17 protein-coding genes are annotated in these 15,083 nt (G+C 57.4%); 9 read left to right on the top strand and 8 right to left on the bottom strand.

The features are described 5' to 3' along the window. The 9 genes from GKZ68_RS14315 to GKZ68_RS14275 all read left to right on the top strand — a co-directional run bounded on the left by GKZ68_RS14315 (position 1) and on the right by GKZ68_RS14275 (position 8,374). Positions 1–744 carry a hypothetical protein gene (locus tag GKZ68_RS14315; protein WP_173115969.1) on the top strand — a complete coding sequence of 248 codons (744 nt, stop codon included), beginning with the start codon at positions 1–3 and terminating at the stop codon, positions 742–744. A gap of 20 nt (positions 745–764) precedes the next feature. Next, positions 765–1,469 carry an SHOCT domain-containing protein gene (locus GKZ68_RS14310; protein ID WP_173115967.1) on the top strand — a complete coding sequence of 235 codons (705 nt, stop codon included), beginning with the start codon at positions 765–767 and terminating at the stop codon, positions 1,467–1,469. A 2-nt stretch (positions 1,470–1,471) separates the two neighbouring features. Next, entirely contained in the window at positions 1,472–2,521 is a 1,050-nt protein-coding gene (locus GKZ68_RS14305) for a DUF3089 domain-containing protein (RefSeq protein ID WP_173115965.1), read from the top strand. 549 nt (positions 2,522–3,070) lie between these two features. Then, a complete protein-coding gene (locus GKZ68_RS14300; RefSeq protein WP_173115963.1) occupies positions 3,071–3,511 on the top strand; it encodes a response regulator in 441 nt (146 codons plus the stop codon). Between the two features lie 76 nt (positions 3,512–3,587). Next, on the top strand, positions 3,588–5,072 hold the full coding sequence (locus GKZ68_RS14295; RefSeq protein WP_173115961.1) for a PAS domain-containing sensor histidine kinase: 1,485 nt from the start codon (positions 3,588–3,590) through the stop codon (positions 5,070–5,072). Continuing rightward, positions 5,059–5,475 carry a response regulator gene (locus tag GKZ68_RS14290; protein WP_173115959.1) on the top strand — a complete coding sequence of 139 codons (417 nt, stop codon included), beginning with the start codon at positions 5,059–5,061 and terminating at the stop codon, positions 5,473–5,475. Before GKZ68_RS14295 ends, GKZ68_RS14290 begins: the two co-directional genes overlap by 14 nt. Positions 5,476–5,552: 77 nt before the next feature. Beyond that, positions 5,553–6,551 (top strand): Brp/Blh family beta-carotene 15,15'-dioxygenase, encoded by a 999-nt coding sequence (locus GKZ68_RS14285; RefSeq protein ID WP_173115957.1) that lies wholly within the window; start codon positions 5,553–5,555, stop codon positions 6,549–6,551. Between the two features lie 168 nt (positions 6,552–6,719). Next, positions 6,720–7,598, top strand: a complete 879-nt coding sequence (locus GKZ68_RS14280; protein ID WP_173115955.1) for a BLUF domain-containing protein — start codon at positions 6,720–6,722, stop codon at positions 7,596–7,598. A gap of 149 nt (positions 7,599–7,747) precedes the next feature. Then, complete coding sequence (locus tag GKZ68_RS14275; RefSeq protein ID WP_173115953.1) at positions 7,748–8,374, top strand: DUF6624 domain-containing protein; 627 nt, start codon at positions 7,748–7,750, stop codon at positions 8,372–8,374. A gap of 80 nt (positions 8,375–8,454) precedes the next feature. On the opposite strand, the gene tsf is transcribed toward GKZ68_RS14275, so the two are convergent. The 8 genes from tsf to GKZ68_RS14235 form a co-directional block, all read right to left on the bottom strand. Beyond that, positions 8,455–9,291, bottom strand: a complete 837-nt coding sequence (tsf, locus tag GKZ68_RS14270; RefSeq protein ID WP_173115951.1) for a translation elongation factor Ts — start codon at positions 9,289–9,291, stop codon at positions 8,455–8,457. A 183-nt stretch (positions 9,292–9,474) separates the two neighbouring features. After that, positions 9,475–10,248 (bottom strand): 30S ribosomal protein S2, encoded by a 774-nt coding sequence (gene rpsB / locus GKZ68_RS14265; protein ID WP_173115949.1) that lies wholly within the window; start codon positions 10,246–10,248, stop codon positions 9,475–9,477. Positions 10,249–10,269: 21 nt separating this feature from the next. Further along, the gene (gene rpsI, locus GKZ68_RS14260; protein WP_173115932.1) at positions 10,270–10,656 is read right to left on the bottom strand and encodes a 30S ribosomal protein S9; all 387 of its coding nucleotides are present in this window, start codon (positions 10,654–10,656) and stop codon (positions 10,270–10,272) included. A gap of 46 nt (positions 10,657–10,702) precedes the next feature. Further along, positions 10,703–11,155, bottom strand: a complete 453-nt coding sequence (rplM, locus tag GKZ68_RS14255) for a 50S ribosomal protein L13 (RefSeq protein WP_173115930.1) — start codon at positions 11,153–11,155, stop codon at positions 10,703–10,705. A gap of 244 nt (positions 11,156–11,399) precedes the next feature. Next, positions 11,400–12,113, bottom strand: coding sequence for an RluA family pseudouridine synthase (locus GKZ68_RS14250; RefSeq protein WP_173115928.1), 714 nt, complete (start codon positions 12,111–12,113; stop codon positions 11,400–11,402). A 50-nt stretch (positions 12,114–12,163) separates the two neighbouring features. Further along, complete coding sequence (locus GKZ68_RS14245; protein WP_173115926.1) at positions 12,164–13,243, bottom strand: cell wall metabolism sensor histidine kinase WalK; 1,080 nt, start codon at positions 13,241–13,243, stop codon at positions 12,164–12,166. A 137-nt stretch (positions 13,244–13,380) separates the two neighbouring features. Then, positions 13,381–14,100: a response regulator transcription factor gene (locus GKZ68_RS14240; protein ID WP_173115924.1), complete on the bottom strand. Its 720-nt coding sequence runs from the start codon at positions 14,098–14,100 to the stop codon at positions 13,381–13,383. Between the two features lie 96 nt (positions 14,101–14,196). Continuing rightward, on the bottom strand, positions 14,197–15,006 hold the full coding sequence (locus GKZ68_RS14235) for a DUF3108 domain-containing protein (RefSeq protein ID WP_173115922.1): 810 nt from the start codon (positions 15,004–15,006) through the stop codon (positions 14,197–14,199). Between the last annotated feature and the right edge of the window lie 77 nt (positions 15,007–15,083).

Below are 15,083 nucleotides of genomic sequence, written 5' to 3'. Positions count from 1 at the left end.
ATGCTCCGCCGACTTTGCCTGTTGTTGCTATTCACTGGACTACTCGCCACTGCTGCCCACGCCCAGGCCTACGAGCCGGGCCAGAACTACGTGGTGCGCCAGGGCCAGCTGCCCTACGCCGGGCGCACGCAGTATAGCGTGAATGTGGTGGTAGATGGCAACGAGGAAAAAACCCGCGAATACTTGCAGAAATTTATGAAGGAAACCTACCGCGTGCCGCTGAAAAGCGGCTTGGTGGATATGGTAACCAAGAAAAACGGCGTGCTCACGGCCAAGCAGGTAGCTGGCACCAATATTTCGAGCCGCGCCGTGGATGTGTACGCCGCCACCACGGCCCTCACCGACTCGACTACCGAGGTGGCGCTCTTCGGCGGCTTTGGCGAAAAAACGTTCTTCTCGCCCGACCTCAGCACCACCGAGTTTAAGCGCCTGCAAGCCATGCTGGAGCGCTACGCGCCCGCCGCCCGCATCAACGCCTTCCGCCAGCAGGTGCTCGATGCCGAGGCCCAGGTAGCGGCCATCGACAAGGAGAAGGAAAAAATAAACCGCAACATGGACAACACCCGCGCCAATACCGCCGCCAACCTGAAGCGTATAGAAGAGCTGTTGCGTCAAAACCAAGCCAATGCCCAAAGCCTGAGCCAGGACAGCGTCCGGCTCATCAGCAACGGCCAGCTGCGCGAAACGAAGGTGCAGGTGCTAGAGCGCCGCAAGACGCGCCTGGCGGGCGTCGTCGCCAAATAAATTCTGCCTTTTTTGTCGTCATGATTCCGTCCGACCCGCATTCGTCTCTCGCCGCCCTGCGCCAGCTCAAGGAAATGCTGGATGCGGGTACCATCACGCCCCAGGAGTTTGAAACGCTCAAGCGCCAGGTGGTTTTTGGTGCCGAGCCCGCGCTGCCCCTCACGCCACTCACCGAGAACCTAGCCGAAGCACCCGCCTACGAAGTGCCCGAAGCCCCGGCGCCCGTACCCGAAGCAACCAACGCAGCCTACGATACCAGCGCGCCCAACCCCGCCGAGCTGCCACCCCCGCCGCCCGCTACGCCCGACTGGCTGGCCGCCGCCGCCCCCAGCCTGCTCGCCCACGAAGAAGCCGACCTGCCGCCCCTCGAAGAGCGCCGCAACCCGCTCAACCTGGTATTTGCCATCGGTGGCCTGCTGGTTTTTCTGGGCGTAGTGGCTTACCTGATGATAGGCCGCCCCGCCCAGCCCAACGAGCACCTGACCAGCGGCACCCAAACCGCCGCCGACTCCGCCGCCACCGTGCCCGAAGTAGGCCCCCAGGCCGAGCAGCTTAGCCTGCCGCCCGCCCCTGCCCCCGATACCGTGCGCGTAGCGCCCCAGGAGCGACCGGCCCCCGCCCCGGCGAGCCAGTTCAAGGCCGATTCGGTGGCTGCGCCCGCACCTTCTTCTGCCCCCGCTACTACTACCACGTCAATCGATTCGGCCGTCATTAAGAAACCGTAGTTGTGCCACTAGGTATTACGCGTTGGCTAGGGCTGGCTAGCTGTCTGCTGCTCAGCAGCTGCTTAGCTATCATCAAGCCCATTCACCACTTCTCGGCGAAAAATGCGGGCCCGGCGCCCGACTACGCCGATAGTACCACCTGGGCCGCGCTGCCCGGCCACTACACCGCCGCCCAGCTACGCCCGCCGGGCCTTCCCCGGCCCGCGCCCACGCCCGCCGATACGGTGGCCGATGTATTCTACGTGCATCCTACCACCTACTTTTGGCGGCTAGGGTACTGGAATGCGCCGATGCGCCTCAAGCGTCTGCGCCGCTACACCGCCCGTACCTGCCTGCGCAACCAGGCCAGCCTGTTCTACGACGTGGGCCGACTCTACGCGCCGCGCTACCGCCAAGCCACGCTCTACAGCTTCTTCGCCCCCAAAGACCCTGGCAGCCAGCCCGCGCTCGACCTGGCCTACGCCGACGTAAAGGCGTCGTTCCAATACTACCTCGCGCACTACAACCACGGCCGGCCGTTCATTCTGGCTAGCCACAGCCAGGGCACTACCCACGCCCAGCGCCTATTGCACGAGCTGGTCGATGACAATCCGCAACTACGCAAGCAATTGATTGCCGCCTACTTAGTAGGTCGTAATGTAAAACCCAACGAATACCAGTACCTGCCCGCCTTGCGCGACTCGCTCCAAACCGGCGGCATCATCGGCTGGAACACCGCCACGCGCGGCACCGATTTCGCGCCCTACCACGGCCTGCTCGTCACCAACCCGCTCACCTGGACGCTCGACTCCGCTGCCGCGCCCGCTAGCCTCAACCGCGGCGGCGTGCCGCTCACTTTCAAGCGTATCGACGCGCACCTCACCGCAGCCCAGATTCACCGGGGCCTGCTCTGGGCCGATGGCCAGCACCCGCCCGGCTACCGCCACCTGCACGTTCCCGGCAAAAAGGACCTAAGTGCCTCTTACCACATCGTCGATTACAACCTCTTCTACCTCAACGTGCGCCAAAACGCGCGGGCTAGGGTGCGGGCATGGCAGCTAAACCCGCACTGAATACTAGCGAAAAAAGCGGCGCGCTCGCCGCCGCGCTCCGTCGCCCAAACGGACCAGAGAAATTGCCCAGACAGGGCCCGCACGACTGACTGCTAGCTCTGTAAATTAAGCTAGTCCCGGAAGCCAGCAGCAAGCAGGCCGCTCTGTAGTGCCGCTAGCCTAGGTCATGTAAAATATGTCAGGCCCGCTCAAACGGGAAAGGGAGCGCCACAACCCCGGTAACGAAAATCTGAGTCTGTAAAAGCGGGCTAGCTATTTCCTGTCTTGGCTAGGGGCGGGAAACCGTATCAGTAACTGTTCGTAAAACAATTTTTTGAGAATATAACTTATGTTTACCTTTATTGCCGGTATGGCATCATAGGTAATGCATTAATGGTATTTTTTCAAAAAAAATAAGTAATAAGGGGTAGTTAGTTAGGTGTCGTACACCGTTCTGCCATCTCCCGGCAGTGCGTAGGAGCGGGCCCCAAGAGCGACAGCCAAAGCTAGTGTTCGCTAACTATTAGCCCCTTACTCTGCCGCACGCCTCAGTTCATTATCGCACGCAAGATGTCACACCTAGCCTACATAATCGAAAATGACCACATCACGGCCATCGTCACCGAGCTGGTGCTGCAGAAAAACCTGCGGCGCGGCAAAGTGCGCCACTTTGTGAACGGCCAGGTGGCATACAACCAGCTACTAGCAGATGTGCAAGAAAATAAAAGCCTCCCGGACCTGATTTTGCTGGACCTGAACATGCCCGTCATGGATGGCTGGGAATTTCTGGATGCCTTTATCCAGCTGCCCATTGCCAAGCAGGTCTGCGTGTTTGTGTTAACTTCTTCCATTCATCCCCACGACCGCGAAAAAGCTAAGCATTACAACGTGGTGAAAGGCTTCTTCTCCAAGCCGCTGGATGGCGACAGCGTGGGGTGGATGCAGCAGTTTGTGCAGCTGGCGGGCGCGAGTACCAGAGCAAAGCGCCTGTATACCACCCAGCCGCAGTAAAACAGTCTTTTTTGGAGATTAAAACTAACTAGTTACTTAATAATTTGTGTCAACGCTACTTTCCTAACACCCTGACTTGGCCGCATCAATCGACTACAACCCAGTAGTTTATGATTTCCTGCAAAATTCGCTGACCGATGGCCTCTGGTACTGGAACCTGCTGCTGCCTACGGAGGGGTGGGTAAATGCTACCTTCTGGCAGACTCTGGGCTACGCCCCCGACCAGGTGCCGGCCGACCCCGCCGCCTGGCGGGGCTGCATCGACCCCGCCGAATTAACCACCGCCTGGCACAAGGCCGAGGCCTACGTGCAAGACCCCGCGCAGGGCTTCGACTTGGTGCTGCGCTGCACGCACCGCGAGGCCTCGCCCGTGTGGCTGCGCTGCCGGGGCATGGCGCTGCACGACGATAGTGGCCGGGCCACCTGGCTGGTCGTGGCCCTGTTCGACGTGACGAAGGAAAAGCAAAAAGAAGCTTACGTGGAAGAAGTAGCGACCCACTACAGCTCCATTCTCAGCAATCAGTCGGTCTACATTCTGAAAACCGACCCCCGCGGCAACTATACCTACGTCAACGACTTTTTCTACGAGCGCTTCGGCTGGGAAAACGACCTAATAGGCACGTCCTCGCTACTCAGCATTATTGAGGAAGACTGGCCGAAATGCCTGGAAGTGGTGACGCACTGTTTTCGGTCTCCGCACGTGCCGCACCAGGTGATTTTGCGCAAGCTCTACCACGATGGCTCCATCAAGTCTAATCACTGGGAGTTTAAAGGGGTGCTGGGGGAAGATGGGCAGCTAAAGGAAATCCTGTGCGTTGGCTACGACGTGACCTTGCTGCTGGAAAACCTGCACCGCGCGCAGCATCTGCTCGACGTGACCAGCCAGCAGAATCTGCGGCTCCAAAACTTTGCCTACATCATTTCGCACAACATCCGTTCTCACTCGGCCAATCTGACGTCGCTGGTGCAGCTGCTGGCCGAGGCTAAGGGCAAAGCACAGAAAACGATGTTTATGCAAATGCTGACTACCAGCACCGAGCAGCTGGCCGATACCATCGTTAACCTCAACGATATCGTCACGATTAATAACAACGTCAACAAGCCCAAGGCGTCGCGCGCGCTGAAAGGAGAGATTGACAAAACGCTGGAAGCGCTGAGCGTGCTCATTCGCCAGCATCACATTACGGTAGAGGTAGATGTGCCCCCCACGCTGACCGTGACGGTAGTGCCGGCGTACCTGGACAGTATTTTGCTGAACCTGATTAGCAACGCGATAAAATACCGCGCTACTACCCGGCCCGCCTATGTGCGGCTATGGGCGCAGGCCGAGCCGGGCAGTGTGGTGCTAACGGTGCAGGACAATGGCCTCGGCATCGACCTGGCTAAGTACCGCACCAAGCTCTTCGGTATGTACAAAACGTTTCACGACAACGAAGATGCGCGGGGCGTGGGCCTGTTCATCACCAAAAACCAGGTAGAAGCCATGCAGGGCACTATTCAGTTGGAGAGCGAGGTCGATGTCGGGACCACTTTCACCATCCAGTTCAATGAAGGCAACTAAGCTGGCCTACGTGGTCGAGGACGACCGCATCACGGCCACCATTACGAAGTTCATCCTTGAGAAGGACCTCCACTACCGCGCCGTTCAGACGTTTGGCAACGGGCAGCTGGCATTTGACCAGCTACGGGCCGCGCTGCAGGCGGGCGCTAGCATGCCCGACCTGATTTTGCTGGACCTGAATATGCCGCTTATGGATGGTTGGGAATTTCTGGATGCTTTCAGCACCCTGCCCCTGGTTCAGCCGGTGCGCGTGTTTATTCTCACTTCTTCCATTCAGCCTGAGGATATGGAAAAAGCTCGGCAGTACCAACCAGTAATCGGCTATTTTTCGAAGCCCCTGGGTAAGGAAAATGTGCAGCGTATGCAATCCTTACTTTGTCAGGCGGGCGACGAGCCGCGTTGAGCCAGCCGAACCCTGCTAGCGCTGGCTTTCTTACGGAAGGGTAGCCGGCTAGCGTATTCTATCATTTCACCCGTGTCATGCCTGCTTTGCCAGTCGCCAAGTCGTTTCCGCAGTATTTTTCTTACCTGGCCGTAGCAGGGGCTAGCGGGGTGGGCCTGGTTTTTCCCGGTGCTGCCCCAGCTATGTTGGGGCCGATACTACTGGTGGGCCTGGTAGTGTTGGGCCTGGCACACGGAGCTTGCGACCAGCTTGTGCTACCCGCAATAAGGCAAATCAACGGGGGCCAGCGGGTTTATTTAGTAAGATTTGTGCTGGGCTACCTAAGCTTGGCGGCAGTGGCCGGCCTTGGCTGGTGGTACTGGCCCGGTGCAGCAGTAAGTGCATTCTTCCTCCTTACTGTTTGGCACTGGGGCTCGGCCGATGCGCCGGCCCGGCCGGGCCAGCGGGCGCTGTGGCTGCTGCACAGCCTGTTGCGCGGAGCACTGCTGCTGGCTGTGCCAGCGCGGTGGTGGCCCGCCGAGATGCAGTACAGCGTCAATGGCCTGCTGGCATTTGCGGGGGCCGCTCCGCTCAGCCCCGCTTGGCTCGCGGGCATGGCGCATGGGCTTTGGCCCGTGGTAGGCATTGGGCACTTGGTATTGTGGGCCTGCTACGCAAAGCAGCAGGAAGCTCAGCGTTGCTATACCGATGCCTTCGAAGTGCTGTTGCTCAGTACCTTATTCATAACTGTGCCGCCTATGCTGAGCCTGGGCGTGTATTTTGTTTTCTGGCATAGCTTGCAGCACATTCTGCGCCTGAATCGGGTGTTCGGCTACGTGGCAGCGGGGCCACGCCGAACTTGGGCTGCCCTGGGTCAGGAGGTGGTCTTTTTTATTCGGCGTGCTTTCCCGTTACTGCTACTAAGCCTGGCCGTACCACTAGCATTATACCTGCTGCTTCCTACTAGGCTAGCCGCCCTCGATACGCTGCTGGGGATTGCCGTCGTCACGGCGGCCATCCTGACCTTGCCGCACGCGCTGCTGGTAAGCGTGGCCCTTGACGCGGGCAAGTGGCGCGCCGCAAAAAACAGACCCTAGCCGGGCCGGCAAAATGAATGACCCGATACTTTCCTACTTGAGTTTGGCCGGTACAGGCAAGGACTGCAAAGCAAGCAAATAAAGTAATCACCCAATTTTTGTTTTAAGCCGGCTGTCAGGGCTAGCCAGCGCTACTCACGGTTGAGGTAGCGATTAAGTATTAATCATATGCATCAACTTGACTTGAAACTGGTCTACGTGATTGAGGACAATCCCATCACTGCGGCCACTACTAAAGTGCTATTGGAAAAAGCCTTGCACGAGCCCGAGGTGCAGCTTTATACGAATGGCCAGCGAGCACTAAACCAATTGGTGCAAACGCTCGAGGCAAAGATGACCTTGCCCGACCTCGTCTTGCTGGACCTGAATATGCCCTTGATGGACGGCTGGGAATTTTTAGATGCTTTTGCCAGCTTGCCCCTGACCCACCCCGTATGCGTGCTGCTGCTGACTTCTTCGATTAATCCGGAGGACCGGGCAAAAGCTGCTCGCTACCAGTCTGTGGCTGGCTATTTCTCCAAACCACTCGATGCCAGAATTTTATCGAGAATTTTGCGCTTGCATTGGGAGGCCAACGGGCCGGGCCATCGGGCACCGATAGTGCCGGACAACCTACACTATCTGGTTTACCAAAGCTATGCCACTGTGCCATTCGGCGACTTGCAGCTGGCGAAACTGCTTACCCAATCCCGCGCTTTCAACGCTTCTAATGGCTTGACTGGACTGTTACTTTACAGCCACGGGAATATTGTGCAGGTATTGGAAGGAAGCAAAGCCAATGTGCACGCCGTTTTTTCGCGTATTGTGCAAGACCCTCGCCACACGCACATTATAAAGCTGGCCGATGGCGCGGCCCCTCACCGCTTATTCACGCAATGGTCGATGGGATTCCGAGCGATGAGCCCGGCCGATTTTCGGCATTTGACCGGGTATATCAATCCTGAGCAGGAAGACTACTTAGCGCGCAGCCCTGGCCTGCCAGATACCGAGCTGCACGTGCTGCTCACCAACTTCGTTGACGAGAACGACTTGTCCGAGGCACTATAGCCGCGAGCCGACTAAAGGAATCAAGCGCCTCAACTACCAGATTATCGATTGTCTCAACGTGCGCCAGAATGCCCAGGCTAGGGTGCGGGCGTGGCTGCAAAAAGACGCTCACAAATAAAATAACCTGCATACGCACTCGTTACTCCGACATGAAGTATGTATATGCGTGGCTACTAATAGCCAGTATTGCGCGCCCGGTGGTCAGTCAGGCCCAAGTGGTGCTGTATCCTAAACTGAGCAAAACGCTGGATAGCTTAGCTTATGTAGACCAATGGCCTATGCAGCAAATATTCCATCAGCTCCCCGACAGTGCTGGGCGGTCATTATATGATGTGGAGAAATCCAACTTTGCCCGCCACCAGCCGTTGCTAGAAAAAATTGTTAAGCAATATGGCTTCCCAGGATTTAAGCAGGTGGGTGAAAAGAGCGCTAATAATTTCTGGTTATTAGTGCAACACGCCGATGCTCATCCTGATTTTCAACGCCAGGTGCTGCAAATGATGTTGCTTGAGGTAAAACGCAAAAACGCCAGCCCAGTAAATTATGCCTACCTGACCGATAGAGTTGCTATCAATGCAAACCAACCGGAGGAGTACGGTACCCAAGTAGAGTACAAAGGATTAGGACTTGGCAAAGCAGTTCCAAAATCGCTACGAGACCCTAGGAACGTAGATAAGCGCCGGGCGGCAATTGGCATGGAGCCGTTAGAAAATTACCTGGATATGATGAGTAAAATGCATGAGGAAATGAATACGCCTCACCCTACCAATAATTAATAGCGAAATTAGTTAGATGAGAAAGCCCGCTGGCAATGCGCCAGCGGGCTTTCTCATCTAAAGCAAATACAAGCTAAAAGCTACGCGCCGATGGCTACGCGCTTGAAGTCCGATACCGTCATGCCTTTCGACTCTTTGTCGAGCAGCTGGGCGATTGTCAGCGAGTTGTCTTTTACAAATTCCTGGTTCAGGAGGGTGTTCTCCTTGTAGAACTTGTTCAGCTTGCCTTGGGCGATTTTCTCCAGCATCGCTTCGGGCTTGCCTTCGGCGCGCGCCTGCTCTTTGCCGATTTCGATTTCGCGCTCTACCGTAGCCGAGTCCACCCCGTCTTTGTCAACGGCCACGGGCTTCATAGCCACGATTTGCATCGCCACGTCACGGCCAATGGCCGCTACGTCGGCGCTGCCCACGTTCTTCAGGCCCACGAGTACGCCCTTCTTGTTATCCGAGTGAATATACGAAGCCACTTTCTCGGCGGTGAGGGTGGTATAGGTGAGGTCGAGCTTCTCGCCGATTTTGCCGGTCAGCTCCGTGATGTGCTCCTGCACGGTGCGGCCGTCGGCCTCTTTGGCAGCCAGCAGGTCTTCCTTAGTGCCCACGTTCGTTTTTACGGCCGTGTCTAGGATTTGCTGCACCAGCGTGCGGAAGTCAGCTACTTTAGCTACCGACTCGGTTTCGCAAGCCAGGGCCACCAGCTTGCCAGTGGTGCCGTCGGCGCTCACGTTTACCAGCACGAGGCCTTCCGACGTGGCGTTGTCAGCACGCTTGTCGGCGATTTTCTGACCCTGCTTACGCAGAATGTCGCGGGCGGCTTCGAAGTCGCCGTTAGCCTCGGTCAGGGCTTTTTTGCAATCCATCATGCCCGCGCCGGTCATGGTGCGGAGCTTGTTTACGTCTGCGGCGGTGATAGCGGCCATTGGGAGGGGAATTGTAGAGACGCATTCTTGCGTCTCGGCGTTGAACATTCAATTAACGAGTCGTTCCTACGGGAGGCGCAAGGATGCGTCTCTACAAACGACCAATTCAAAAATTGAAAAAGGGAACCGCCAAGCACTTGCCTCGACCGTTCCCTTTTTCGTCAAGCTTTAAAAGCGAGCGGCTTAGCCTTCGTTATCAGCTTCCGTCTTCTCCGCGATAGCTGCCTCATCGGCTTCTTTGCGGTCAGCGTCTTCTTTGTCAACTTTACGCTCCGACAGTCCGTCTTCGATAGCCTTGCCAATCACGTTCATAATGAGCTGGATAGACTTCGAGGCGTCGTCGTTGGCCGGGATGGGGAACTGCACCAGCTCGGGGTTCGAGTTGGTATCCACGATAGCGAAAACCGGGATGCCCAATTTCTGCGCTTCTTTCACGGCAATGTGCTCGCGCTTCACGTCTACCACAAACAGGGCAGCAGGCAGGCGGCTCAGGTCCGAGATACCACCCATTACGCGCTCCAGCTTCTCGCGCTCACGATTCATCATGAGTTTCTCGCGCTTGGCTAGGGCCGCAAAAGCGGTGTTTTCTTTCACCATCTTGTCGATGGTAGCCATCTTCTTCAGCGACTTGCGGATGGTGGCGAAGTTCGTCAGCATCCCGCCCAGCCAGCGGTCCGTCACGAAAGGCATCTTAAGGCGCTGCGCCTCCGTCTGCACAATCTCCTGGGCCTGCTTTTTGGTGGCGACGAACATGATTTTGCGGCCGCTCTTCGCGATGTTGCGAATAGCATTGGCAGCGTAATCGAGCGAAGCCAGCGTCTTGTTCAGGTCGATAATATGGATGCCGTTCTTCTCCATGAAGATGTACGGCGCCATTTTCGGGTCCCACTTGCGCGTAAGGTGGCCAAAGTGGGCACCCGCGTCAAGCAGCTCTTTATAGGTGGTGGACTGAGCCATAATACTACTACGGTTAAACGATTAGCGCTTAGAGAACTGGAACGAGCGACGAGCCTTGCGCTTGCCGAACTTCTTACGCTCCACCATGCGGGGGTCGCGCGTCATGAAGCCTTCCTTGCGAAGCGACGACTTGATTTCGGCGTTGTCGCTTACCAGGGCTTTCGAGATGGCGAGGCGAATGGCCTCAGCCTGGCCGGCGATGCCGCCGCCGCTCACGTTCACCTTGATGTCGTACTGGCCTACCTGCTCGAGGATGGCCAGCGGCTGGTTCACGATGTTCTCCAACAGTTCGTTGGCGAAGTAGGACTTCATGTCCCGGTTGTTGATAGTGATATTCCCTTGCCCGGCCTGCATGTAGATGCGGGCCACCGAGGTTTTTCTTCTACCAGAGGTGTTAGTAGCTGCCATTAGTGGTGGAAAAATTGCGGCCAAAATCGGCCGTAAAGACAATGATTTACAGGTTCTTCAGCTCGTATACTTTGGGCTGCTGCGCTTCGTGCGGATGCTCGGTGCCAGCGTATACGTAGAGGTTGCGGAACTGCTCGGCGCCCAGGCGGTTGCCTTGCAGCATGCCTTTTACGGCGTGCTCAATGGCTTTGCGCGAGTCGCGGTTCATCTGCTCGCGCAGAGTGCGCTGCTTCTGGCCGCCGGGATAGCCCGAGTGCGAGATGTACACTTTCTCAGTCATCTTCTTGCCCGTCACGCGCAGCTTGTCGGCGTTGATAACAATCACGTTATCACCGCAATCAGAGTTAGGAGTGAACGAAGGCTTGTGCTTGCCACGCAGTACGTTAGCAATTTGGCTGCACACGCGGCCCAGCGGGGCCACGCTGGCGTCGATGATAACCCAGGCTTTCTGGGCGTTGGCCTTGTTGACGTGGGTCGTCTTGAAGCTCAGGTGGTCCATGCGGATTTGGTAAAAATTACCGGCTAAACAATTGACAATAAACCCCAAGCCGGTCGGGCCTGGGGAAAAACGGACACAAAGGTACGGGTTTTCGAGCAGATAACCAAGTGCTATTACAGATGCTGACCGATTGAGTATAGTATCCAGCCAATCAAAGCCATAATTCCATAGATGAGCATCATCAGTGGAAAACTCCGAATTCTATCTTTCGAGTGCTGCCAAAACCCCATATATCAACTTAAGCTCAACGGTACTGCCGCAGCGTCTCGACCAGTACCCGAAAATCCTTCGGATAGGGCGCATCAATCTTGATGGCCTCGCCCGCCAGCCCCGTAAAACCAAGCTCCTTGGCGTGCAAGGCAAACCGTTTGATGAAGGGCTGCTCGGTTTCGCCCTCTTTCAGGTTGAATTTTTTCTTGAGCGAGGACAGGAAAAAGTCCTCACCGCCGTAGAGGTGGTCGCCCACAATGGGCGTTTCGACGTAGGCTAGGTGCAAACGAATCTGGTGCATGCGGCCGGTTACGGGCTCGCACTGCACGAGGGCGTGGCGGGCGTAGGTTTCAAGCAGCGTGAAGCGGGTTTCGGCAGGCTTGCCCTTGAAGGCTAGCCGGGCCTTGCCGCTCTTAGTGGTTTCGATATTGCGCTCGACCACAAACTTATCGAGCGGCGGCGCGCCCCAGGTCACGGCGTGGTACACCTTATTTACCTCCCGGTTTTCAAACTGCATCGAAATGTGCCGGTAGGCCTCGGGGTGCTTGGCCAGCACCAGCGCGCCGCTGGTATCGCGGTCGAGGCGGTGGCCTACCTGGGCATCGTCGGCGTACTCGCGGGCTAGCCGCAGCAGGCTGGGCGCCACGCCAATGCGCTCGTCGAGCGTGGAAAGAAACGGCGGCTTGTTGACGACAATATAATCGTCGTTCTCAAACAGAATGAGGTCTTGGAACTTAGGTGGCTTCATGCGAAGCACAAAGGTACGACTGCCACTAGCTTGGGCTCGGTGGGTCCGGGCTAGGCTAGTTGTTTTACCTCCTTGGGCCGGGGCAGCTTAAACTCCATCGTCGTGCCCTCATTCAGCACGCTCTTAATGTGAATAGTAGATTTATGCGCCTCCACAATGTGCTTGCTGATGGCTAGCCCCAGCCCCGAGCCGCCGGCCGAGCGCGAGCGGCTTTTATCGACGCGGTAGAAGCGCTCGAAGATGCGCGCCTGGTGCTCGGGCGCAATGCCGGCCCCATTGTCGCGCACAGCCACGCGCACCCCGTTGCGGCCAGGGGTGAGGGCTACTACCACATGGCCATTATGCTCACGGCCGTACTTTATCGCATTGTCAATTAAGTTGATAAGTACCTGGCGGATGCGATTTCGGTCGGCAATGACGGGCATTTCGCGCTCGGCCAAGTGCGGCGGAAACAACTCCATCGTGGTGCCGCGCCGCTGGGCCTGCTGCTCCAGCAGCTCAAACAACTCCTGCACCAGCGCTACCAAGTCGAAACGCTGGCGGCGCATGCGGATAACGCCTTTTTCGAGCTGCGAAATCGTGACTAGGTCCTGCACCAGGGTATCGAGCGCGTCGAGGCTGGCGGCGGCGCGCTGCAAAAACTTGCGGCGCATGGCCGGCTCCATGCCGGCTTCCCCATTGTCTTCTTCTTCGTCCAAAATAGTGTGCACGAAGCCCTGGGCGGCAAAGAGCGGCGTCTTCAGCTCGTGCGATACGTCGGCCAGAAACTCGCGGCGTAGCGCTTGTAGGCGCTTGAGCTCATCAAGCTCCTGCTGGCGGCGCTCGGCCATCTCCACTATCTCATCACCGATGCGCCGCAGCGGCTCGGGGCGGAATAAAAACTTGTTACTCAGGCGTTTAAATTCCTTGCGCTTGATGTGCTCCAGGCGCGAGTAGATGCCGTTTATTTCTCGGAAAATCAGCGCTTCAAACGATAAATAAACTAGCAGAAAACAGGCGGCTACCGTGATGCCGCCCGCCAGAAAAGCCTGGTGCGTGGGCAGCCGAGGCACCCAGTACGTGCAGGCAGTGAGCACCCCCGCCACCAGCAGCGCAATCAAAACGGCAATGGTGCGGGAAGAGAGGTTCATAGGGCGCTACGCTAGGGGTGATAAAAGTAAAATAGAACGTCATGCTGAGCTTGCCGAAGCATCTCTACCGCCTCGTTGAGTGAAGTGGTGGAAATGCTTCGGCAAGCTCAGCATGACGTTCAAACTATTGAGATGCGTCAGTCGGCGTTAAACTTATAACCCACACCCTTAATGGTTTGGATGTGGTGGTCGCCCACTTTTTCGCGTACCTTGCGCACGTGCACGTCCACGGTGCGGGCCAGCACGAATACGTCGTTGCCCCAGATATTTTGCAGCAGCTCGTCGCGGCTGAACACCTTGTGCGGTGCGGCGGCCAGGAAAGCCAGCAGCTCAAACTCTTTCTTGGGCAAGGTGATTTTGCGGCCATCCTGGTACACGGCGAAGGCCGTGCGGTCGATGCGCAGGCCGTTGATGTCGATGGCCTCCACGCCGGCGTGCGGGTCCTGGTCGCGCCGCACGATGGCGGCTAGCCGGCTCAGCAGCGCCCGGGGCTTGATGGGCTTGGAGAGGAAATCATCGGCGCCGGCCTCGAAGGCGGCTACTTCCGAAAACTCTTCGGCGCGGGCCGTGAGGAAGAGAATGTAAGTGTCTTTGAACTTGGGCTGCTCGCGCAGGGCGCGGCAGGTGGCAATGCCATCGAGGTGCGGCATCATCACGTCGAGCAGGATAATATCGGGGTTGAATTCCTGCGCTACGGCCAGGGCCTGGCGGCCATCGCCGGCCGAGGCGGTGAGGTAGCCTTCTTTCTTCAGGTTGAATTCGAGCAGCTCGACAATGTCGGGGTCGTCGTCAACTACTAAAATCTTGTAAGCACCGGCTTTGGCTGATGCTGACTTTGGACTGGTGGGAGTAGCCACGGCGTGAAAGCGAAAGGGGGAAGAACTTTCGCACCACAAAATTACCTAAGCTGAACGGGCGGCCATGTTACGTTTGTGTGACGCGCCCGCAGGGGGCTAGCGGGCCAGGTTGAGGCGGCTTCTCAGACCGTCGTACTTGTACATATCCACTTTTACCGAGCCCACAAACAGCTCGGCCTGGAAAAGCACCGGAATCTTGTTGCGGTCGTCGGAGAGGTATACCTTGATAGCGTCTTCGCCCCGAAAAATGCGGTTGGTCGGCATTTTGGGCACCAGCTTCAGCACGTGAATGGGGCCGGCTTTGGTTTCGACTACCTCACGGCCTTTGAAGGCAACTTCCAAATTGAACGTCGATTCGTCGAAGAAACCACCCACGCGAATAACATCGCCGGGCTTCATGCGCTCGTAATTGAGGGTGCGCAGGTAATAGAAGCCGCTCACGAGCTCCTGCACGTTATTGGGCACCTTGAAGGTATAGCGAATGGGCTCTTTGGTGTGGGTCTGGAGCACGTTCACGATGTCGTGCGTCTGGTCAAAATCCACTACTTCCTTTTTGCGATACGTGCCTTCCTCAATATCGCGCGAAGAGCGGAGCGGCAGCACGCTGGCCGTATCGATGTAGGAGCGCCACTGGTCGCGTACGTGCAGAAAGAAGTCGAACGAGCCGGTGGTGCGGCCGCTCACGGTGGCCCGGTAGCAGGGCCGGTCGGCCACGCGCTCCAGGTTGCCGGAGGTTTCGATAACGGCCTCGGCGGCGTTGAGCACGCCGTAGTGCACCTTATAGCGGATGGTTTCGCCGGCCTTGAAGCTGGGGTTGGGCCACACCCGCACCGGCTCGGCAGTGCCGCTAGGCTGCGTCCAGGCAATGCAAAGCAGGAGAAGCGGAACGAGTAGCCAGCGGCGCATACAAGCAGAAACGAGGTCGGAGTCGAAAGCGGATTTACAAACGAAGTGCCAGCCGACAAAAATACACTGGCCCGCGG

The sequence above is a fragment of the Hymenobacter sp. BRD128 genome (assembly GCF_013256625.1).
Lineage (GTDB): Bacteria > Bacteroidota > Bacteroidia > Cytophagales > Hymenobacteraceae > Hymenobacter.
This window is presented reverse-complemented; position numbering and strand designations above follow the sequence as displayed.